Origin of the sequence: Streptomyces anatolicus, from assembly GCF_019400875.1 — a bacterium.
GTDB classification, from domain to species: domain Bacteria; phylum Actinomycetota; class Actinomycetes; order Streptomycetales; family Streptomycetaceae; genus Streptomyces; species Streptomyces anatolicus.
In genome coordinates this window covers 1-21,342 of record NZ_WMBF01000066.1, presented here as the reverse complement: position 1 = coordinate 21,342, position 21,342 = coordinate 1, and the positions used below count along the sequence as shown (strand labels likewise).

General features: G+C 72.4%; 18 protein-coding genes. 8 read left to right on the top strand and 10 right to left on the bottom strand.

Going from position 1 to position 21,342, the window contains the following annotated elements:
* The 4 genes from GKQ77_RS09515 to GKQ77_RS09500 all read right to left on the bottom strand — a co-directional run.
* Window positions 1-680, bottom strand: a 680-nt coding sequence (locus tag GKQ77_RS09515) for a biotin/lipoyl-containing protein (protein WP_308117601.1), incomplete at its 3' end; no start/stop codon positions are given.
* 120 nt (window positions 681-800) lie between these two features.
* Window positions 801-2,189, bottom strand: a complete 1,389-nt coding sequence (lpdA, locus tag GKQ77_RS09510) for a dihydrolipoyl dehydrogenase (protein ID WP_219688270.1) — start codon at window positions 2,187-2,189, stop codon at window positions 801-803.
* A 321-nt stretch (window positions 2,190-2,510) separates the two neighbouring features.
* Window positions 2,511-4,058, bottom strand: coding sequence for a leucyl aminopeptidase (locus GKQ77_RS09505; RefSeq protein WP_219688269.1), 1,548 nt, complete (start codon window positions 4,056-4,058; stop codon window positions 2,511-2,513).
* Window positions 4,059-4,204: 146 nt separating this feature from the next.
* Window positions 4,205-4,987 carry an adenosylcobinamide-GDP ribazoletransferase gene (locus GKQ77_RS09500; RefSeq protein ID WP_219688268.1) on the bottom strand — a complete coding sequence of 261 codons (783 nt, stop codon included), beginning with the start codon at window positions 4,985-4,987 and terminating at the stop codon, window positions 4,205-4,207.
* Window positions 4,988-5,078: 91 nt separating this feature from the next.
* On the opposite strand from GKQ77_RS09500, the gene GKQ77_RS09495 reads away from it, so the two are divergent.
* Entirely contained in the window at window positions 5,079-5,867 is a 789-nt protein-coding gene (locus GKQ77_RS09495) for a hypothetical protein (protein ID WP_219688267.1), read from the top strand.
* Here the strand turns inward: GKQ77_RS09495 and GKQ77_RS09490 are convergent.
* From GKQ77_RS09490 to cobT, 3 genes are all read right to left on the bottom strand, one after another.
* Window positions 5,783-6,505, bottom strand: a complete 723-nt coding sequence (locus GKQ77_RS09490; RefSeq protein WP_219688266.1) for a hypothetical protein — start codon at window positions 6,503-6,505, stop codon at window positions 5,783-5,785. The genes GKQ77_RS09495 and GKQ77_RS09490 overlap by 85 nt on opposite strands.
* The gene (locus GKQ77_RS09485) at window positions 6,502-8,268 is read right to left on the bottom strand and encodes a phosphatidylglycerol lysyltransferase domain-containing protein (RefSeq protein WP_219688265.1); all 1,767 of its coding nucleotides are present in this window, start codon (window positions 8,266-8,268) and stop codon (window positions 6,502-6,504) included. The genes GKQ77_RS09490 and GKQ77_RS09485 overlap by 4 nt, the downstream gene beginning before the upstream one ends.
* Before the next feature lie 803 nt (window positions 8,269-9,071).
* Window positions 9,072-10,187, bottom strand: a complete 1,116-nt coding sequence (gene cobT, locus GKQ77_RS09480; protein WP_219688264.1) for a nicotinate-nucleotide--dimethylbenzimidazole phosphoribosyltransferase — start codon at window positions 10,185-10,187, stop codon at window positions 9,072-9,074.
* Window positions 10,188-10,428: 241 nt separating this feature from the next.
* Between cobT and GKQ77_RS09475 the strand changes: the two genes are divergently transcribed.
* Window positions 10,429-11,493: a class I SAM-dependent methyltransferase gene (locus GKQ77_RS09475; RefSeq protein ID WP_219688263.1), complete on the top strand. Its 1,065-nt coding sequence runs from the start codon at window positions 10,429-10,431 to the stop codon at window positions 11,491-11,493.
* 7 nt (window positions 11,494-11,500) lie between these two features.
* On the opposite strand, the gene GKQ77_RS09470 is transcribed toward GKQ77_RS09475, so the two are convergent.
* Window positions 11,501-12,736: a bifunctional adenosylcobinamide kinase/adenosylcobinamide-phosphate guanylyltransferase gene (locus GKQ77_RS09470; RefSeq protein ID WP_219688262.1), complete on the bottom strand. Its 1,236-nt coding sequence runs from the start codon at window positions 12,734-12,736 to the stop codon at window positions 11,501-11,503.
* A gap of 112 nt (window positions 12,737-12,848) precedes the next feature.
* On the opposite strand from GKQ77_RS09470, the gene GKQ77_RS09465 reads away from it, so the two are divergent.
* Window positions 12,849-13,070, top strand: a complete 222-nt coding sequence (locus GKQ77_RS09465; protein ID WP_219688261.1) for a hypothetical protein — start codon at window positions 12,849-12,851, stop codon at window positions 13,068-13,070.
* Between the two features lie 82 nt (window positions 13,071-13,152).
* Here the strand turns inward: GKQ77_RS09465 and GKQ77_RS09460 are convergent, their stop codons facing one another.
* Together GKQ77_RS09460 and GKQ77_RS09455 are read right to left on the bottom strand one after the other, a co-directional pair.
* Entirely contained in the window at window positions 13,153-13,860 is a 708-nt protein-coding gene (locus tag GKQ77_RS09460) for a class I SAM-dependent methyltransferase (RefSeq protein WP_219688260.1), read from the bottom strand.
* A 74-nt stretch (window positions 13,861-13,934) separates the two neighbouring features.
* Window positions 13,935-14,531, bottom strand: coding sequence for a DUF3043 domain-containing protein (locus GKQ77_RS09455; protein WP_219688259.1), 597 nt, complete (start codon window positions 14,529-14,531; stop codon window positions 13,935-13,937).
* Between the two features lie 243 nt (window positions 14,532-14,774).
* Here GKQ77_RS09455 and GKQ77_RS09450 point away from each other — a divergent pair, with 243 nt between their 5' ends.
* From GKQ77_RS09450 to GKQ77_RS09430, 5 genes are all read left to right on the top strand, one after another.
* The gene (locus GKQ77_RS09450) at window positions 14,775-15,572 is read left to right on the top strand and encodes a PspA/IM30 family protein (protein ID WP_219688258.1); all 798 of its coding nucleotides are present in this window, start codon (window positions 14,775-14,777) and stop codon (window positions 15,570-15,572) included.
* Window positions 15,573-15,646: 74 nt separating this feature from the next.
* Entirely contained in the window at window positions 15,647-15,925 is a 279-nt protein-coding gene (gene pspAA, locus GKQ77_RS09445) for a PspA-associated protein PspAA (RefSeq protein WP_219688257.1), read from the top strand.
* A 51-nt stretch (window positions 15,926-15,976) separates the two neighbouring features.
* A complete protein-coding gene (locus GKQ77_RS09440; RefSeq protein ID WP_258021070.1) occupies window positions 15,977-17,224 on the top strand; it encodes a sensor histidine kinase in 1,248 nt (415 codons plus the stop codon).
* The gene (locus GKQ77_RS09435; protein WP_219688255.1) at window positions 17,221-17,901 is read left to right on the top strand and encodes a response regulator; all 681 of its coding nucleotides are present in this window, start codon (window positions 17,221-17,223) and stop codon (window positions 17,899-17,901) included. Before GKQ77_RS09440 ends, GKQ77_RS09435 begins: the two co-directional genes overlap by 4 nt.
* A 211-nt stretch (window positions 17,902-18,112) precedes the next feature.
* A complete protein-coding gene (locus GKQ77_RS09430) occupies window positions 18,113-21,259 on the top strand; it encodes an efflux RND transporter permease subunit (RefSeq protein WP_219688254.1) in 3,147 nt (1,048 codons plus the stop codon).
* Window positions 21,260-21,342 lie beyond the last annotated feature (83 nt).

The following is a 21,342-nucleotide window of genomic DNA, read 5'->3' as shown; positions in this document are numbered from 1 at the left end:
GCCTCCTGCTGCGCGGGGGCGGCCGGGGCCTCCTCCTTGGCCGGGGCCGGAGCGGCACCGGGCGCACCGACGACGGCGAGCTTGGCGCCGACCTCGGCGGTCTCGTCCTCGCCGACGACGATCTCCAGGAGCACGCCCGCGACGGGCGAGGGGATCTCGGTGTCGACCTTGTCCGTCGAGACCTCGAGAAGGGGCTCGTCGGCCGCGACCTCCTCGCCGACCTCCTTCAGCCAGCGGGTGACGGTGCCCTCGGTGACGGACTCGCCGAGCGCGGGCAGGGTGACCTCGGTGCCCTCGGCGGCGCCGCCGGACTGGGCCGGAGCCTCCTGCTGGGGAGCCTCCTCCTGCTTCGGGGCCTCCTGCTGCGCGGGGGCGGCCGGGGCCTCCTCCTGCGCCGGGGCCTCTTCCTGCGCCGGGGCGGCCGAGCCGCCCGCGTCGCCGGAGCCGTCGTCGATGACGGCAAGCTCGGCGCCGACCTCGACGGTCTCGTCCTCGGCGACCTTGATGGAGGCCAGGATGCCGGCGGCCGGGGAGGGGATCTCGGTGTCGACCTTGTCGGTCGAGACCTCGAGCAGCGGCTCGTCGGCCTCGACACGCTCGCCCTCGGCCTTCAGCCAACGGGTGACAGTGCCCTCGGTGACGCTCTCGCCGAGCGCCGGAAGGGATACGGAAACCGCCATGGTTTCAGTTGCTCCTTACAAAAATTGCGGAAGTCTGGTCGTCGTCTCGTCGCGCCCGGAGACTGATGGTCGGCCGGAGACCGACATCAGCCGGAGACCGAGGTCGGCCGGAGACCGAGGTCAGTCGTGGGAGTGCAGCGGCTTGCCCGCCAGGGCCAGGTGGGCCTCGCCCAGCGCCTCGTTCTGCGTCGGGTGGGCGTGGATGAGCTGGGCCACCTCGGCCGGCAGCGCCTCCCAGTTGTAGATCAGCTGGGCCTCGCCGACCTGCTCGCCCATGCGGTCGCCGACCATGTGGACGCCGACCACGGCACCGTCCTTGACCTGGACGAGCTTGATCTCGCCCGCGGTCTTGAGGATCTTGCTCTTGCCGTTGCCCGCCAGGTTGTACTTGAGGGCGACGACCTTGTCCGCGCCGTAGATCTCCTTGGCCTTGGCCTCGGTGATGCCCACGGAGGCGACCTCGGGGTGGCAGTACGTCACCCGGGGCACGCCGTCGTAGTCGACCGGGACGGGCTTGAGACCGGCAAGGCGCTCCGCCACCAGCATGCCCTCGGCGAAGCCGACGTGCGCGAGCTGGAGGGTCGGCACCAGGTCGCCCACGGCCGAGATGGTCGGGACGTTGGTCTGCATGTACTCGTCGACCAGGACGTAACCGCGGTCCATGGCGACGCCCTGCTCCTCGTAGCCGAGGCCCTGCGAGACCGGGCCGCGGCCGATGGCGACCAGAAGGACCTCGGCCTCGAAGGTCTTGCCGTCGGCGAGGGTCACGCGGACGCCGTCCTCGGTGTACTCGGCCTTCTCGAAGAACGTGCCGAGGTTGAACTTGATCCCGCGCTTGCGGAACGCGCGCTCAAGAAGCTTGGAGCTGTTCTCGTCCTCGACCGGCACGAGGTGCTTGAGGCCCTCGATGACCGTGACGTCGGCCCCGAACGACTTCCACGCCGAGGCGAACTCGACGCCGATGACGCCGCCGCCCAGGATGATCGCGGACTTCGGCACGCGGTCCAGGGTCAGGCCGTGGTCCGAGGAGATGATGCGGTTGCCGTCGATCTCCAGGCCCGGCAGCGACTTCGGCACGGAGCCGGTCGCGAGGAGCACGTGGCGGCCCTGGACGCGCTGACCGTTCACATCCACCGAGGTCGGCGAGGAGAGCTTGCCCTCGCCCTCGATGTACGTCACCTTGCGGGAGGCCACAAGGCCCTGGAGGCCCTTGTAGAGGCCGGAGATCACGTCGTCCTTGTACTTGTGGACGGCCGCCATGTCGATGCCCTCGAAGGTGGCCTTCACGCCGAACTGCTCGGCCTCGCGCGCCTGGTCGGCGATCTCGCCGGCGTGCAGCAGCGCCTTCGTGGGGATGCAGCCGTTGTGCAGGCAGGTGCCGCCGAGCTTGTTCTTCTCGATCAGGGCGACGTCCAGGCCCAGCTGCGCTCCGCGCAGGGCCGCGGCGTAACCGCCGCTACCGCCGCCGAGGATCACTAGGTCGAAAACGGTGCTGGCGTCGTTCGCCACGTCACGTCCTCCATGCATGTGCGCCGTACGCCGGACCCCGTTGCGCGGGGGACGACCGGTCGGTCGGCTGGTATTCGGCCGCTCTTGTTTCGGCCCTTTGGTGGGGGCCCTGTCCTGCCGAGAACCCATCTTCGCACTTGTCGACGGGAGACGGGACGCCGGGCCAGGCTGTGAGACGTCTGATCAGCCGTCTCCAGCGGTTCTCGCGCGTAGGAACGTACGGATTTCGTTGAGGGCGAAATCGAACGCGGCGCCGGTGCGCGGGAACGTCCAGGGCCCCGGACGCGGAAGAGTCCGGAGCCCCGAAACGGTGTACGCGGATCAGCCGAGGTCGCCCGCGGCGGTGCGCTCCGCCAGGCGGACCAGGGTGCGCACGGCGGTGCCGGTGCCGCCCTTGGGGGTGTAGCCGAACGGCGCGCCCTCGTGGTACGCCGGGCCCGCGATGTCCAGGTGGGCCCAGATGATGCCCTCGCCGACGAACTCCTTCAGGAAGAGGCCTGCGACCAGGCCGCCGCCCATCCGGTCGCCGATGTTGGCGATGTCGGCGGTGGGGGAGTCCATGCCCTTGCGCAGGTCGCCGGGGAGCGGCATGGGCCATGCGGGCTCGCCGACCTCCTCCGCGATCTCGTGGACCGACGTACGGAACGCGTCGTCGTTGGCCATGATGCCGAAGGTGCGGTTGCCGAGCGCCACCATCATGGCGCCGGTCAGGGTCGCCACGTCGACGATCGCGTCGGGCTTCTCCTCGGAGGCCTTGGCGATCGCGTCGGCCAGGACGAGACGGCCCTCGGCGTCGGTGTTCAGGACCTCGACGGTCTTGCCGCTGTACATGCGCAGCACGTCGCCGGGGCGGGTGGCGGAGCCGGAGGGCATGTTCTCGGCGAGCGCCAGCCAGCCGGTGACGTTCACCTCGAGGCCGAGGCGGGCGGCGGCGACGACGGCGGCGAAGACGGCCGCGGCACCGGCCATGTCGCACTTCATGGTCTCGTTGTGACCGGCCGGCTTCAGCGAGATGCCGCCCGAGTCGTACGTGATGCCCTTGCCGACGAAGGCGAGGTGCTTCTTGGCCTTGGAGTGCGTGTACGAGAGCTTCACCAGGCGCGGCGGGGCGTCCGAGCCCGCGCCGACGCCGAGGATGCCGCCGAAGCCGCCCTTGACGAGCGCCTTCTCGTCGAGCACCTGGATCTTGATGCCGTGCTCCTTGGCGGCCGCGGTGGCGACCGCCGCGAAGGCCTCGGGGTCGAGGTCGTTCGGCGGGGTGTTGACGAGGTCGCGGGCGCGGTTCAGCTCCTCGGCGACGGCGAGGGCACGCTCCAGCGCGGCCTTGTACGCCTTGTCGCGCGGCTTGCCGCCGAGCAGGGCGATCTCGGCGAGCGGCGCCTTGGCGTCCTTGCCGTTCTTCTTCGCGCCCTTGGCGTCGCCCTGGTCCTTGTAGGCGACGAAGGAGTAGGCGCCGAGCAGCGCGCCCTCGGCGAGGGCGCAGATGTCGTCCGCGTCCTCCACGGGCAGCGCGAACGCGGCCTTCTTCGTGCCGGCCAGGGCGCGCGCGGCGACACCCGCGGCGCGGCGCAGCGCGTCCGTGCCGTACGTCTCGTCCTTCTCCGGGACCTCGCCGAGGCCGACCGCGACCACGACCGGCGCCTTGAAGCCGGACGGAGCGGGCAGCTTCGTCACCTCGCCCTCGCCGCCCGAGGCGCCGAGGGTCTCCAGGACGGACGCGAGCTTGCCGTCGTACGCCTTGTCCACGGACTCGGCGCCGGAGGCGACGACCAGAGCCCCCTTGGAGCCGGAGCCCTTCGCGACACCGACGACGATCGCGTCGGCACGCAGGCCGGGCGCGGCGGCGGTGCTGAGAGTCAGAGCAGTCACAGTGGTGAGGTCCTCTTTCAGTGAGTTTCGGCGGGCTGTGCGGGGGTGAGCCCGTCGCGAGCCTACGCCCGTGAGCGCTGCGGTGCGCCTCACTGTGCGTGTTCGGCGGGGCGTCGTGAACGCCGGGGTTTCGGCGGACCCGGGGGTCAGCCGAGCGCGAGCACGACGAGGGCGGCCGTCGCGGCCGTCTCCGCGAGGCCGCCGAAGACGTCTCCGGTGACCCCGCCGAACCGTCGTACGCAGTGCCGGAGCAGCGTCTCGGCGGCGCCGATCGCGACGACCACGGCCGCCGCGGCCCGCACCACGCCGTCCGCCCCGAGCAGCGCGCCCGCCGCCCCCGCCGCGCCCACGACAAGCGCCGTGACCAGCAGCGCCCGCCCGCGCGGGACGACCCCGGCGACGGCGGCGCCAAGGCCCTCGGGGCGGGCCGGGGGCACGCCGGTGCGCGCGGCGAGGGTGAGGGCGAGGCGGGCGGCGGTGGCCGAGACGATGGCGGCGACGGCGCCCTCCGTCCACGAGCGCTGGTAGAGCTGGAAGAGGACGGCGACCTGGGCGAGCAGGACGAAGAGCAGGGTGAGGACGCCGAAGGGGCCGATGTCCGACTGCTTCATGACGCGCAGCGCGTCCTCGGCGGGCTTGGCGCTGCCGAGTCCGTCGGCGGTGTCCGCGAGGCCGTCGAGGTGCAGGCCCCGGGTGAGCGCGGCGGGGGTCGCGACGGTCGCGGTGGCGGCGAGGAGGGGACCGGCGCCCAGCAGGATCAGTACGCCGCCGACGCCCGCGGCGCTCAGGCCGGTCACCAGGCCGGCGAGGGGCGCCCACTGCATCCCGGCGCGCGCGGCGTCGCGGTCCCAGCGGGTGACCCGGACGGGGAGCGCGGTGAGGGTGCCGAAGGCGAAACGTATGCCGTCGGTCAAGGAGGTTCTTGGCACCGGCGAAGGCTACCTGGGGCCGGCGCACCCGCCCGGCGGACGCCCGCCCACAGCGGGTGCGGCGGCTCTCCTTGCCACCGAGGATGGCCGCATGGACCACTGGTGGTACCGGAACATCGTCGAGCCGGGAAAGCTGCCGCTGCTGCTCGCGCTGCTCTCCTTCGTCGGGTCGTTCCTGGTCACCCGGACGATCACGCGGCTCATCCGGGCGGGCAAGGGCCCCTTCCGGAACATCAGCTCGGGAGAGGTGCACGTCCACCACGTCGTACCGGGGATCTTCCTCATGCTGGTCGGCGGCTTCTGGGCGGTGGCCGCCGGGCGGCACGGCGCCGGGCCGCTGTACGCCGCGGTCATCTTCGGGATCGGCGCCGGGCTCGTGCTCGACGAGTTCGCGCTGATCCTCCACCTCGACGACGTCTACTGGAGCGAGCAGGGCCGCAAGAGCGTGGAGGTCGTCATGCTCACGGCCGCCCTGGTGGTGCTCGTGCTCACCGGCTTCACGCCCTTCGGGGTCAACGAACTGACGCCCGACGAACGCCAGAACCGCGCCCTGTTCGCCCTGAACGTCGGCGTCAACTGCGCCTTCGCGCTGATCGCCCTCCTCAAGGGCAAGCTGCGCACCGCCCTGATCGGCATGGTGGTCCCGCTGGTCGCGCTGGTCGGCGCGGTCAGGCTGGCCCGGCCGGGGTCGGCGTGGGCGCGGAAGTTCTACGGCAACCGGCACCGGGCACGCGCGCGTGCCGGGCTGCGGGCCTTCCATCACGACCGGCGCTGGGCGCGCCCGCGCCGCAGGCTTCAGGACTGGATCGGCGGCTTCTCGCCCGATCCGAGGCCGGGCCCGGAATCGGACGACCCGGAGCGGGTGGGGCCGCCCCGGTGACGTACCGCGGAGAACGCGCAGAGGACCAGCACGGCCGCGAGGGCCGCCAGGTGCTCCTTGCCCGCGAGGTTGTTCTTGACGATCACCTCGACGGCCATCAGGACGGTCACCAGGGCCGCCGTGAAGTACGCCCGGTAGCGCCAGCAGACGTAGACCGCGAGGCCCACCACGGCGGCCGACGGGCCCGTGTCGATGACCCGCGCGTCGGAGGCGGGAAGCCCGAGCAGGTGGCCGGGGCCGAGAGCGACGCCCACGCGCGCGTAGAGCGTGCCGGCGAGCGTGGCCGCATACCCGACGGCGAGCGTGCGCCACCAGCCGAGGCAGATCTCGGCGATCCCGAAGACGAGCAGGATCTGTGCGAGCGCGCCCCACACCGGCAGGTCGAGGGCGGGCACGAAGAGGGAGAGCGGGGTGCGCAGCAGCGCGAGCCAGAGCGGGTCCTCGGCGCGCACGGAACCGATGTTCTGGACGAACTGATAGCCCCAGGGCTGGTTCTGGACGTACTGGAAGAGCGCGGTGAGGCCGACCGCCGCCACCGTCATGGGCGCGGCCCGCCACCGGTGGGCGGCGAGCCCGTCGCGCACGGCGCGGGACAGCGGTCCCCACTCGGCGCGGGCGCGGCGGGCAAGGGTGCTCATCGTCTCGACTCCAGATGCTTGCGGTGCAGCCACTTCGGCAGGCCCGGCGCCTCCAGGAAGCCCTCCGCGCGCGCCGCCGCGATGGCGATGCGCGGCAGGTCACCGCTCTTCTCGAAGAGGAGGAAGCGGGGTTCCCAGATCGGCCGGTATTTGGCGTTGGCCCGGTACAGGGACTCGATCTGCCACCACCGGGAGAAGAAGCCGAGCAGCGAACGCCACAGGCGCAGGACCGGGCCCGCGCCGAGCCGTGAGCCACGTTCGAAGACCGACCTGAACACGGCGAAGTTGAGCGAGACCTGAGTGATCTTGATCTCGGGGGCGCGTCGCAGGAGTTCGATGACCATGAACTCCATCAGGCCGTTCTCGGAGTCGCGGTCGCGCCGCATCAGGTCGAGGGAGAGCCCGCGCGGCCCCCACGGCACGAAGGAGAGCAGCGCCCGCAGCCGGCCCTCGCCGTCGGTGCACTCCAGCATCACGCACCGCCCGTCCGCCGGGTCGCCGAGCCGCCCGAGCGCCATCGAGAACCCCCGCTCGGTGGCGCCGTCGCGCCAGTCGTCGGCCCGGCGCAGCAGCTCCGCCATCTCCTCGGCCGGGATCTCCTCGTGACGGCGGACGCGGACCGTGTACCCGGCGCGCCTGACGCGGTTGTACGCCTGGCGGACGGTGCGCATGGCCCGCCCCTCCAGGGTGAACTCGGCGATCTCCACGATGGCTTCGTCGCCCAGCTCCAGGGCGTCGAGGCCGTGCCGGGCGTAGATCGTGCCCGCCTCCTCGCTCGCGCCCATCACGGCGGGCAGCCAGCCGTGCTCGCGGGCCTCGGCGAGCCACGGCTCGATCGCCCCCGGCCAGGCCTCCGGGTCGCCGATCGGGTCGCCGGATGCCAGCGAGACGCCGCTGACGACGCGGTAGGTGACGGCCGCCTTGCCGGTCGGGGACCAGACGACGCTCTTCTCGCGGCGCAGCGAGAAGTAGCCGAGCGAGTCGCGCTCGCCGTGCCGGTCGAGGAGCGCCCGCAGCCGCTCCTCGTCCTCCTCGGTGAGCGGGTCGACGGCCCTGCGCGAGCGGAACGCCGCGTACAGGACGGCGCAGAGCAGCAGGGCGCTCAGGACGTTGATGGTGACGTTGGCCCAGCCGGGCGTGGTGATGCCCGCGAAGCGCCGGTCGTCGGCGGCGAGCGAGACCAGGCGCATGGTGCCGTAGCGCCAGCGGTCCAGGAAGGTCGAACGGTGGTCGTCGTGGGCGCGATTGGTGACGGTGACGAGCAGCGCCGCGAGCAGCGAGGTCACCAGGAGCCCGCCGACCGCGACGGCCGAGGCCAGCTTCGGGTTGGCGCGGTCGCCCTTGGCGTAGAACTCGCGGCGCCCGGCGATCAGCGCCGCGACGAAGGCGGCGGTCAGCGCGAGGGAGATCCAGTTCTGCGCGTGTGCGCGGATCTCCGGGAAGACCATGGTGAAGGCGAAGAGCAGCAGGAAGAGCCCGCTGAGCACGAGGTTGAGGATCCACGCGGCACGTTTGCGGCGCCGCATGGTGATCGCCAGGAACATCGTGAACGCCCCGGAGGCGAAGCCGGCGGTCAGCATGTACGGGGTGAAGTAGTTCGCCGTGTTGTGCTGCCGCAGATCCTGCCCGAGGGAGACCCAGACCGCGCTGAGGAAATTGATGAACGTGACGGCGCGGAGGTACCAGACGGTGAAGCCGGCGGCGCGGCGCTGTGTGACGGTGCGTGGTCTCTGTCGCCCGGCGACGAACTGCTCATCTCCCATGAAAAGGGATCATATGGGCAAGCCGGGCACGCCCGATCCGCGCCGCCGGGCGCCTATGCGGCGGGTGCCTCCCTGCCGGGCGCCTGGCTGCCGGGCGCCTCCCTGCCGGGTGCCTGCCTGCCGGGCGTCTATCTGTCGGTTGTCTACCCCCCTGACCGCCAACCTGCCGGGCGGCTCCGTGCCGGGCGTCTGCCTGCCGTGCGCCTACCCGGCGGCCGTCAACCCGCCGGGGGTCTACCTGCCGGGGGCCTGCCCGCCGGTCGTCTGCCTGCTGGCTGCCAACCTGCCGGACGGTTCCGTGCCGGGCGTCTACCTGCCGGGCGCCTACCCGGCGGCCGTCAACCCACCGGGCGTCTACCTGCCACCCGTCAACCCGGCGGTCGTCTACCTGCTGGCCGCCAACCTGCCGGGCGTCTACCTGCCGGGCGTCTGCCTGTCGGGTGTCTCCCTGCCGGTCGTCTGCCTGCTGGCCGCCAACCTGCCGGGCGGCTCCGTGCCGGGCGCCTACCTGGCGGCTGTCAGCCCGCCGGGAGGCTGCCTGCCGCCCGTCAACCCGGTGGGTGTCTACCTGCTGACTGCCAACCTGCTGGCTGCCAACCTGCCGGGCGGCTCCGTGCCGGACGTCTGCCCGGCGGGCGTCTACCTGCCGGCTGTCTACCCCCTGGCCGCCAACCTGCCGGGCGCCAACCTGCCGGGCGGCTCCGTGCCAGGCGTCTACCCGGCGGCCGTCAACCTGCCGGGAGGCTGCCTGCCAGCCGCCAGCCTGCCAGCCGTCAACCCGCCAACCGCCAACCGCCGGGCCCCTAGCCGGCGGCCGCCGCTCCGGTTTCCGCCCCGGCCTCCACGCCAGGCTCCGTCCCGGACCCCGCGTCAGCGGCCCGCTCCGGTAGTTCCGCCGACAGGGACGCCGCGGCCCGCACCAGGGGCAGCGCGAGCAGTGCCCCGGCGCCCTCGCCGACCTTGACCCCGTGGGTCAGGAGCGGTTCCAGGGCCATTCGGTCCAGCGCCTTCGCCTGCGCCGGCTCCCCGCTGTCGTGTCCCGCGAGCCACCAGTCCGGCGCCCGGAACGCCGCGCGCTGGGCGACCAGCGCCGCTGCCGACGCCACCACGCCGTCCAGGATCACCGGCGTACGCCGCACCGCGCACTGCAACAGGAAGCCCGTCATCGCGGCCAGATCGGCGCCGCCGACCGTCGCCAGCAGCTCCAGCTGGTCGCCGAGGACGGGCCGGGCCCGCCGCAGCGCGTCCCGCACCGCCGCGCACTTGCGCATCCACGCCAGGTCGTCGATGGCCTCCCCGCCCCGCCCGGTCACCACGGACGCGTCGGTCCCGCAGAGCGCGGCGATCAGCGTCGCGGCGATCGTCGTACCGCCCACGCTCACATCGCCGAGCACGACCAGATCGGTGCCGGAGTCCGCCTCCTCGTCGGCGACGGCCATGCCCGCCCGCACCGCGCGCTCGGCCTCGTCGGCGCTCAGCGCGTCCTCGATGTCGATACGTCCCGACCCGCGCCGCACCCGGTATCCCGCGACCTCCGCGGGCAGCTCGGCGGGGTCGCAGTCCAGCGCCATGTCGATGACCCGCACGGGCACGTCGAGGCGGCGCGCGAGCACGGCCACCGGGCTCTCACCGGCTAGTACGGCACGCACCAGACCGGCGGCGCCGCCCACGGGCCGCGCCGAGACCCCGAGGTCGGCGACCCCGTGGTCGCCCGCGAAGAGCACCACGCGCGGCCGCTCCACCGGCCGGACCGGCACGGAGGACTGGGCCGCCGACAGCCACTCGCCCAGTTCGTCGAGGCGGCCCAGGGCGCCGGGCGGCAGGATCTGCCGCTCCCTGCGCTCCTCGGCGTCGCGGCGCACCCCGCCGTCGGGCCGCTCGATCAGGTCGGTGAAGTCGTCGAGATTCAGCGAGCTCATTCGCCGAACAGTACCGGCAGCGGCGGCGCCGGTGTTCGAACGGCTCCGCCCGTGCACACGTCGAGCGGGCGCCCGGCCGACCGGCAAGCACGCACCCGGCGACCGGCAAGCAGGCCCCCGGCCGACCGGCAAGCACGCACCCGGCCGACCGCCTCGAAGAGCGGTTACGACATGCGTGGCATTGGGCACATAACGTCATTGCCGGACCCAACGCGCCAAAACCGACTTCAGGAGTACGAGCTTGGACGTCGCCCAGCGGGTCGCCGAACGACGCCCCGCCTATCTCGCCGCCCTCGCCGGGGGAACCGAACGCTTCCACGAACCCCGCCGCGCCGACTGCCCCTGGTGCGGCTCCCCGCGCCTGCGGATCCGGCTGCGCACCGCCGACCTGATCCAGCACAAGCCGGGCACCTTCACGCTCGACCGGTGCGGCAACTGCGCCCACTCCTTCCAGAACCCCCGCCTCACCCCCGAAGGCCTGGACTTCTACCGCCGGGACGTGCGCGAGACCCTCAGCGGCAAGGCCGCCGACACGCTCCTCGGCGCCCCCGCCACCGACCGGCGCCACCTCGCCCGCGCCCGCGCCCTGCGCGAGTTCGACGAGCCCGAGTGCTGGCTGGACGTCGGCACCGGACGGGCCCGCTTCCCGGCCCTGGCCAAGCAGGTACTCCCGTACACATCCTTCGACGGCCTCGACCCGGGCCAGGGCGTCGTCAACGCCGTACGGAGCGGCCGCATCGAGGAGGGCCACCGCGGCACCCTCGCGGGCCTCGCGGACGCCCTCGCGGGCCGCTACGACGCCCTGAGCCTCTTCCACCAGCTGGAGCGCAGCCCCGACCCGCGCGCGGAACTCGGCGCCGCCAGGACCGCGCTGCGCCCCGGTGGCCACCTGATGATCGAGGCCACCGACCCCGACTGCCGGTACGCCCGGCTGCTCGGCAAGTGGTGGCCCTCGTACGCCCAGCCCCGGCATCTGCACCTCGTGCCGCTCGCCAACCTCCGCGAGGAGCTGGAGCGGCTCGGCTTCACGGTCGTCGGCGTCGAGCGCCGCGCGGCGCACGTGCCGGCCGACCTGAGCGGGGCGCTCGCCCTGCTCCTCAACCGCTGCCTGCCCAAGGGCGACGTCCCCTGGCGCGCCCGCCCCGCGCCCCCGCTGCGGCTGAAGCTCCGCAGGGCCGCGTGGTGGGCCTGCGTGCCCGCGCTCGCCCTCGCCCACGCCCTCGACAGGCTCCTGGCCCCGCTGCTCACCCACGCCGGCTTCGCCAACACCTACCGGGTCGTCGCCCGCAGGGGCGCGGACGGCTGACGCCGGGTCAGCCGCGCAGCGCGAGCGCCTGGCCCGCGACGACCAGCAGGACGTGCTCGCACTCGGCGGCGAACGCCGCGTTCAGACGGCCCAGTTCGTCGCGGTAGCGGCGGCCCGACGCGGTCGCGGGGACGATGCCGGAGCCGACCTCGTTCGAGACGGCGACGACTGTGCGCCGGGTCGCGCGCACCGCCTCCGCGAGCCCGGCGACCCGCCCCCGCAGCGCCTTCTCGCCGCCGCCCGCCCACTCGGCGTCGTCCCACGCGTTCACCTCGTCCATGACGTGGGTCAGCCACAGCGACAGACAGTCGATGAGCAGCGGCGGCCCGTCCTGCGCGAGCAGCGGCACCAGATCGCAGGTCTCCGCGGTCCGCCACGAGCCGGGGCGCCGCTCGCGGTGCAGGTGCACCCGGTCCGCCCACTCCGTGTCGCCGTTCCTGGTCCCGCCCGTCGCCACGTACAGCACCTCGGGGAAGGCCTCGAGGCGCCGCTCGGCCTCCACCGACTTGCCCGAGCGGGCACCGCCGAGGACGAGGGTGCGGCGCGGCACGTCCGGCACGTCCTCGTAGGCGCCGACGACGAGCGTCGTGCCGTCCGGCACCGCCCGCGCGCCCACCGCCGCGAGCCGCCGCGTCAGCTCCGGGCCCTGCGGCACGTCGTGGCCGATGTGGACGGCGACCACGTCCGTGGTGGGTCCCACGGCCCCGGCCGCGCGCAGCCGGGCAAGGCCGTCGGGGCGGCCGAGGACATCGGCGGCGACCATCTCGTACGCGGCACGCTTGCCGTTCGCCGTGCCGAAGCCGTTGCCTTCCGCGGGCCCGGAGAGACCCGCGGGTGCCCCACCGGGCGGCAGATACAGCAGCCGCTCCCCGTCCGGCCCCGTCACCTCGTACCCGGAACCGGGCGCGTCCAGCGCCACCGCGCGCACCCGGTGACCGGTCAGGAGCGTCAACTCCCGTCCGTCGGCGCCCCGTACGGGCTGCGGGAGTCCGGCGGGGACCTCCACGGCGGGCCCGTCGTGCGGATGGGAGAGCAGGACCTGGCGCACACCGCCGAGCGAGTGCCCCGCGCGCGCGGCCGCGAAGGCCGCGCCCGGGGTGAGGTCGAGCAGCAGGACGCCGTCCACGAGGAGCGCGGTGGCGGCGCGCGCCGCGTCGCCGAGTGCGGTCGCGCAGGCCGCGCAGGGGCAGCCCGGGAGGGGCAGTCCTTCGGGGGCGCCGGTGCCGAGCAGAGTCAGTTCCACACGAAGATCCTCCCGCGTCGGGTCCCGGGCCGCGCGCCCGGCTAGGCTTCAAGCGGATTCAAGCGGATTCCGGCGGTTTCACCAGACCGCCACGGACCCTCGGGAGGCTGACATGGCGGCATGGACGTGGCGGTTCGAGAAGGCGGACGGGACGGAGGTCCAGCCCGCGGTGGAGCCCGAGGAGTTCACCACGCAGGGCGACGCCGAGTCCTGGGTCGGTGAGTACTGGAAGTCGCTGGCCGACGGCGGCGCCGACCAGGTCTCCCTCTTCGAGGACGAGGACAAGATCTACGGCCCGATGAGCCTGCACGCGCAGGACGCACAGGACGCGTAGGCGAAACGGAAACAGCACAGGAGGCGGCGACCGGAACCCCGGCCGCCGCCTCCTGCCATGCGTGCACAGTCCCGCACAGTTCCTAGTCCCGCACCCCGCACAGATGCAGCAGCGCGGCGACCCGCCGATAGGGGTCGGTGCGCCCGGCCCGCTCCTCGGCGGCCAGCAGCGCCTCCAGCTCCCACTCCGGGGGGAGCGGCGCCCCGTCCGGGACGGTGTCCGTGAAGACCCGTACGCCGTACCAGACCTGGAGCGGCGCGGCGATGCCCGCCAGCGTCGCCGACAGGGCGTCGAGCCGGTCGGCCCGCACATCGAGACCCAGGCGGTTGCGGTACGTGACGGAGTCGAAGGCGGCCATCGCGCCGCTCCAGTCGCCGCTGAGCCCCGGCCGCATGGCCAGCGCGTCCGCGTTGCGCACGACGAGCGAGAGCAGCCCGCCGTGGGCCAGCATCCGCGCCAGCCCCGCAAGCAGGGCGTCGGGCTCGTCGGCGTACATCAGGACGCCGTGGCAGAGCACGACGTCGAAGCTGCCCGGCAGGAAGTGCACACCGGTCTGGTGGCCGTCGCCCTCGACGATGCGCACCCGGCCCTGGATCCCCTCGGGCTCCTCGGCGAGCGCCTCACGCGCGGCGGCGATCATCGCGGGGTCCTGCTCGACCCCCGTCACCTTGTGCCCGGCACGGGCCAGCCGCAGCGCCTGCGTGCCCTGGCCCATGCCCACATCGAGCACCCGCAGCCGCTGCCCCACGGGGAAGCGGGCGGCTATCTGCTCGTCGAGCTGCCGGGCCACCAGCTCCTGGCGTACGGCATTGCGCAGACCGCCCAGCTTCGCCAGCCAGGCGGTGGCCCCGCCGGTGAATCCGGTCAGGGCCGCTCTCCGCGCTTGACCTGCGGCTTCGGCAGCCTGAGGCGGCGCATCTGGAGGGTGCGCATCAGGGCGTAGGCGACGGCGCCCTTCCTGTTCTCGTTCGGGAAGCGCTCGGCGAGACGCTTCTTCAGGCGGAACGCGGTGGCGACGGAGTCCACGACGATCAGCACGATCACGAAGAGCCAGAGCAGCAGCGCGATGTTCTGCAGCTGGGGCACGCGGACCATGCTCAGGACGAGGATGATCACCGCGAGCGGCAGGAAGAACTCCGCGATGCAGAAGCGCGAGTCGACGAAGTCGCGCGCGAACTTGCGCACGGGCCCCTTGTCACGGGCGGGCAGGAACCGCTCGTCACCGCTGGCCAGCGCCTCGCGCTGCTTCGCCATCTGCGCACGGCGCTCGTCACGCTGCCGCTTCGCCGCCTCCTTGCGCGACGTCGGCGTATTGGTCACGCTGCGGCGCTGCGACTGTGCCATGGCGCGCTTGGGGGTGGGGCGGCCCTTGGGGGCCTGCGGGTCACGGGGCTGCTTGGAGTCGGTCACCGGCGCCTGCGCGGCCGGGGCCTTCTCTTCCTTGGATCGGCTACGGAACACAAAACCCAAGGGTACGTGGTGCGGGGGGCATGGACCCCCGTCTCACGGGGAACGATCCGGCAACGCCGGGCGTCTTCACAGGGGTGCACCTACTCCTTACGCCGGAGCGGGGCCGTCAGCAGTCGTCCTTGGGGATGAGCGCATCCGCCCGCGAACAGTGCGGTAATGGATGCAGGGCCCGTACTGTGGGTTCTGAGCAGTACCTGGAGCTGGAAGTCCGTCAGAAGGGGGCGCGCGAAGCCCATGAGCGGTGTCATGAAGCGTATGGGGATGATCTTCCGCGCGAAGGCGAACAAGGCCCTTGACCGGGCCGAGGACCCGCGCGAAACCCTCGATTATTCGTACCAGAAGCAGCTGGAGCTGCTGCAGAAGGTCCGCCGCGGCGTCGCCGACGTGGCGACCTCCCGCAAGCGGCTCGAACTGCAGCTCGCCCAGCTCAACAAGCAGTCCTCCACCCTTGAGGACCAGGGCCGCAAGGCCCTCGCCCTCGGCCGCGAGGACCTGGCCCGCGAAGCGCTCTCCCGCCGCGCCGCGCTCCAGCAGCAGGTCACCGACCTGGAGACGCAGCACCAGACGCTCCAGGGCGAGGAGGAGAAGCTCACCCTCGCGGCGCAGCGCCTCCAGGCCAAGGTCGACGCCTTCCGTACGAAGAAGGAGACGATCAAGGCCACCTACACCGCCGCGCAGGCGCAGACCCGTATCGGTGAGGCCTTCTCCGGCATCTCCGAGGAGATGGGCGACGTCGGCATGGCGATCCAGCGCGCCGAGGACAAGACCGCGCAGCTCCAGGCGCGGGCCGGCGCGATCGATGAACTGCTCGCCTCCGGTGCCCTCGACGACTCCTCCGGCCTCGCCAAGGACGACATCCAGTCCGAGCTGGACCGCCTCTCCGGTGGTACTGATGTAGAGCTGGAACTGCAGCGCATGAAGGCGGAGCTGGCGGGCGGCTCCAGCGGCGGGCAGCAGGCGATCGAGGGCGGCCAGGGCCGGCCCCAGTCGCAGCAGCAGCCGCAGGACACCCCGCGCTTCGACAAGCAGTAGCTTCGACGAGCAGTAGCTTCGACGAGCTGTAGTTCTACGCGGCACAGGTACCGCTCACGTCCGAGGAGGACGACATGATCGTACGGATCATGGGGGAGGGCCAGGTGAAGCTGGCCGACAGCCACTTCGCCGAGCTGAACAAGCTGGACGACGAGCTGCTGGAGGAGATGGAGGGCGGCGACCCCGTCGGCTTCCGCACCACGCTCCACGCGCTCCTGGACAAAGTCCGGGAGCTGGGCGACCCCCTCCCGGACGACGCCCTCGAACCGTCCGAGCTGATCCTCCCCGCCCCGGACGCGACCCTCGACGAGGTCCGCGCCATGCTGAGCGACGACGGCTTGATCCCGGGCTGACCCATGCGCCCCGCGAGGGGCCGGGGCTGGAACCAACAGAAGAGCGGGAAGTTGACCACGCTAGGCAAAGGCCGCTGCTGGGCCCGGACACACCCGCTGGCGGTGGACGCGGCGCTGGCCGCCGTCGTCCTCGTCTTCATGGTCATCGGCTCCTTCGCCGAGCCCTATGGGGAGCACGGCCCCACCTGGGGCACCCGCACCCCCGACGCCCCGAGCCTGCTCCTGATGGCCCTCGGCGCCCTCGCCCTGTTCTTCCGCCGCCGCGCCCCCTGGTCCGTACTCGCCGTGACCTGCGCCGCCGCCATCACGGAACTGCTCACCGGCGACCCCCGCGCGCCCGTCGTGATGTGCGCGGTCATCGCGCTGTACACCGTCGCCGCCACCACCGACCGCTCCACGACCTGGCGGATCGGCCTGGTCACCATGGCGGGCCTCACCGGCGTCGCGATGCTCTCGGGGCCGCTGCCCTGGTACGCCCAGGAGAACATCGGCATCTTCGCCTGGACCGGCATGGCCGCCGCCGCGGGCGACGCGGTGCGCAGCCGCCGCGCCTTCGTGGACGCCATAAGGGAGCGCGCCGAACGGGCCGAGCGGACCCGCGAGGAAGAGGCCAGACGCCGCGTCGCCGAGGAGCGGCTGCGCATCGCCCGCGATCTGCACGACGTGGTCGCCCACCACATCGCCCTGGTCAACGTGCAGGCGGGCGTCGCCGCGCACGTCATGGACAAGCGGCCCGACCAGGCCAAGGAAGCCCTGGCGCACGTACGCGACGCAAGCCGCTCCGCGCTCAACGAACTGCGCGCCACCGTCGGCCTGTTGCGGCAGACCGGCGACCCCGAGGCGCCCACCGAGCCCGCACCAGGCCTGCACCGGCTCGACGAGCTGGTCGAGACGTTCCGCAACGCGGGCCTGCCGGTGGAGGTCGCGCTCGGCCAGGTCGGCCTCGACCTGCCCGCGGCCGTCGACCTCGCCGCGTTCCGGATCATCCAGGAAGCCCTCACCAACGTGCGCAAACACGCGGGACGGGACGCCAAGGCCGAGGTCAGCGTCGTCCGCGTCGGCCCGAACGTGGAGGTCACCGTCATCGACGACGGCCCCGGCAAGGGCAAGGGCGGCGACGGCGAAGGACAGCGCGACACCGACACCGACGGCGGCGGCCACGGCCTGCTCGGCATGCGCGAGCGCGTCTCGGCGCTCGGCGGCAGCTGCACGGCCGGTCCCCGCTACGGCGGCGGCTTCCGCGTCCATGCGATCCTGCCCGTCGCCCCCGTCACCACGGCAAAGGGAGAGACGGCGTGACGATCCGCGTACTGCTCGCCGACGACCAGGCGTTGCTGCGCAGCGCGTTCAAGGTGCTCGTCGACTCCGAGCCCGACATGGAGGTGGTCGGCGAGGCGTCCGACGGCGCGGAGGCGGTGCGGCTCGCCGCCTCCGAGCGGGCCGACGTGGTCCTGATGGACATCCGCATGCCCGGCACGGACGGGCTCGCCGCCACCCGCATGATCAGCGCCGACCCGGCCCTGACGCACGTACGCGTGGTGATGCTGACGACCTTCGAGGTCGACGAGTACGTGGTGCAGTCGCTGCGCGCGGGGGCCTCCGGGTTCCTCGGCAAGGGCGCGGAGCCCGACGAACTGCTCGGCGCCATCCGGATCGCGGCGGCGGGCGAGGCGCTGCTCTCCCCGGTGGCGACCAAGGGGCTGATCGCCAAGTTCCTCGCGCAGGGCGAGGGTTCGGACGGTCAGGCGCCGGTGCGCGGTGAGCGGCTGGGCGCGCTCACCGGCCGGGAACGCGAAGTGCTCGTCCAGGTCGCGGGCGGCTACTCGAACGACGAGATCGCCGAGCACCTGGAGGTCAGCCCGCTCACCGTGAAGACCCATGTGAACCGCGCGATGGCCAAGCTCGGCGCCCGCGACAGGGCACAACTGGTCGTCATCGCCTACGAGTCGGGCCTGGTACGTCCAAGGGTGGAGTGACCCCAGGGGCGGCGTACTGCACCCGCAGTAGGGGTGGCGTAAGGAAATGGTCCTGGGGGCGAGGGCTCGCGCCTCCCGGATGGCCCAGGGTGAGAGGGGCGTACCACCGTCGGCCGGAGGGCCCCAACTCTCCGGCCCGGCCGGTCCGGTCGGCCCGCTTCGGGCCCGGACCGCCCGCCCCCGCCGCTCACGCCACAGAGAGAGACCCCCCATGTCCTGGCTGTCCAGGTTCAGCCTCGCCCAGCGGGCCCTGATCGGGCTGATGTCGATCATCGTGATCGCCTTCGGAGCGATCGCGATTCCGCAGCTCAAGCAGCAGTTGCTGCCCTCCATCGAACTGCCCATGGTGTCCGTGATCGCCCCTTACCAGGGCGCGTCCCCCGATGTGGTCGAGAAGCAGGTCGTCGAGCCGCTCGAGCGCAACATCGACACGGTCGACGGCATCACCGGCATCACCTCCACGGCGAGCGAGGGCAACGCCGTGATCATGGCCCAGTTCGACTACGGCGACGGTTCCGACCAGCTCGTCTCCGACGTCCAGCAGGCCGTGAACCGCGCCCGGGCCGAACTCCCCGACGACGTCGACCCGCAGGTCGTCGCGGGCTCCACCGACGACATGCCGACCGTCGTGCTCTCCGTCACCTCCGACAAGGACCAGCAGGCCCTCGCCGACCAGCTCGACCGGACCGTCGTGCCGTCCCTGAAGGACATCGACGGCGTCGGCCAGGTCACCGTCGACGGCGTACGCGACCTCCAGGTCGACGTCACCCCCGACGACAAGAAGCTCGCCGAGGCGGGCCTGACCACGGGCGCGCTCGGCAAGGCCCTGCAGGCGGGCGGCGCCACGCTCCCCGCCGGCTCCTTCGACGAGGGCGGCAAGAACCGCACCGTCCAGGTCGGCGGCGGCTTCACCTCGCTGAAGCAGATCGAGGAGCTGCGGGTCACGCCCGAGGCCGCCCCCGGCGAGCGGTCCGGCAAGCCGGTGCGCCTCGGCGACATCGCCACGGTCGAGCAGAAGCCGGCCACCGCGGACTCCCTCACCCGCACGAACGGCGAGCCCAGCCTCGCCGTCTCCGTCACCATGGACCAGGACGGCAGCGCCGTCGCCATCTCGAAGGCGGTCAAGGACAAGCTGCCCGACCTGCGCGAGGACCTTGGCTCCGGCGCCGAGCTGACCGTCACCAGCGACCAGGGCCCGGCCGTCTCCAAGTCCATCGAGGGCCTTACCACCGAGGGCGCGCTCGGCCTGCTCTTCGCCGTCCTCGTCATCCTGGTCTTCCTGGCCTCGGTCCGCTCGACGCTGGTCACGGCGGTCTCCATCCCGCTCTCGGTGATCCTCGCCCTGATCGTGCTGTGGACCCGCGACCTCTCCCTCAACATGCTCACGCTGGGCGCGCTGACCATCGCCATCGGCCGCGTCGTCGACGACTCGATCGTGGTCCTGGAGAACATCAAGCGCCACCTCGGCTACGGCGAGGAGCGCGAGCAGGCGATCCTCAGGGCCGTGCGCGAGGTCGCGGGCGCGGTGACGTCCTCGACGCTCACCACGGTCGCCGTCTTCCTGCCGATCGGTCTGGTCGGCGGCATGGTCGGTGAGCTGTTCGGCTCGTTCTCGCTGACGGTCACGGCGGCGCTCCTCGCCTCCCTGCTCGTCTCGCTCACCGTCGTACCCGTCCTCTCGTACTGGTTCCTGCGTCCCCCCAAGGCGATCCGGGGCGTCGACCCCGAGGAGGCCCGCCGCAAGGCCGAGGAGAAGGAGAGCCGCAGCAGGCTCCAGCGGATCTACGTCCCGGTCCTGCGTTTCGCGACCCGCCGCCGCCTCACCAGCCTCGCCATCGCGCTCGCCGTCCTGGTCGGCACGTTCGCCATGGCGCCCCTCCTGAAGACCAACTTCTTCGACGAGGGCGAGCAGGAAGTCCTCACCATCAAGCAGGAGTTGAAGCCCGGCACCAGCCTCGCCGCCTCCGACGCCTCGGCGAAGAAGGTCGAGAAGATGCTCTCCGGCCTCGACGAGATCAAGGACTACCAGGTCACGGTCGGCTCCTCCGGCTTCATGGCCGCCTTCGGCGGCGGCACGGACACCAACCAGGCCTCGTACACCCTCACCCTCAAGGACAAGGCGGCGTACGAGAAGACGCAGGACCTGGTCGAGAAGGAGCTCGGCAAGCTCTCCGGCATCGGCAGGACCACCGTCTCCGCCGGTGACGGCTTCGGCGAGCAGGACCTGAGCGTCGTGGTGAAGGCCGCCGACGGCAAGGTGCTGCGCAAGGCGTCCGAACAGGTGCGCGCCGAGGTCGCCAAGCTCGACGACGTCACCGATGTGCAGAGCGACCTGTCGCAGAGCGTCCCGAGGATCTCGGTCAGGGCGAACGCCAAGGCGGCCGGGGCCGGATTCGACGAGGCGGCCCTCGGCCAGGCCGTCGCCCAGGCGGTGCGCGGCACCACCAGCGGCAAGGCGATCCTCGACGACACCGAGCGCGACGTGGTGATCAAGTCGGCGAAGCCGGCGAAGACGCTGGCCGAGCTGAAGGAGCTGCCGCTCGGCCCCGGCGTGAAGCTCGGCGAGATCGCCGACGTCAAGCTGGCCGAAGGGCCGGTCTCGATGACCCGCATCGACGGCGCGCGGGCGGCGACGATCACCGCGAAGCCGACCGGCGACAACACGGGCGCGATCAGCACCGAGCTGACCAAGAAGCTGGACGCGCTCAAGCTCCCGGCCGGGGCCACGGCCTCGATCGGCGGCGTCTCCGAGGACCAGGACGAGGCCTTCGCCTCCCTCGGCCTCGCGATGCTCGCGGCGATCGCGATCGTCTTCATGCTGCTGGTCGCGACCTTCCGCTCCCTGGTCCAGCCGCTGATCCTGCTGGTCTCCATCCCGTTCGCGGCGACGGGCGCGATCGGTCTGCTGCTCGCCACGGACACCCCGATGGGCGTCCCCGCGATGATCGGCATGCTGATGCTCATCGGCATCGTGGTCACCAACGCGATCGTGCTGATCGACCTCATCAACCAGTACCGCAAACAGGGTTACGGGATCGTCGACGCGGTCATCGAGGGCGGCCGCCACCGGCTGCGCCCGATCCTCATGACGGCCCTGGCGACGATCTTCGCGCTGCTCCCGATGGCCCTCGGCATCACGGGCCAGGGCGGCTTCATCGCGCAGCCGCTCGCGGTGGTGGTGATAGGCGGTCTGATCACCTCGACGCTGCTCACCCTGCTGCTCGTGCCGACGCTGTACGCGATGGTGGAGCTGCGCAAGGAGCGCAGGCGGGCCAAGCGTGAGGCGAGGCGGGCGAAGAAGGCGGGGGTCCCGCCGCAGAGCACCGACTCGGCCGACCCGGAGCCGGCGAAGGTCTGACCCGCGACTGACTCGCACCTACGCGATGAATCGCACCTACGCGACTGACTCGCACCAGACGTAAGGGGCGCCCGCCATTGGCG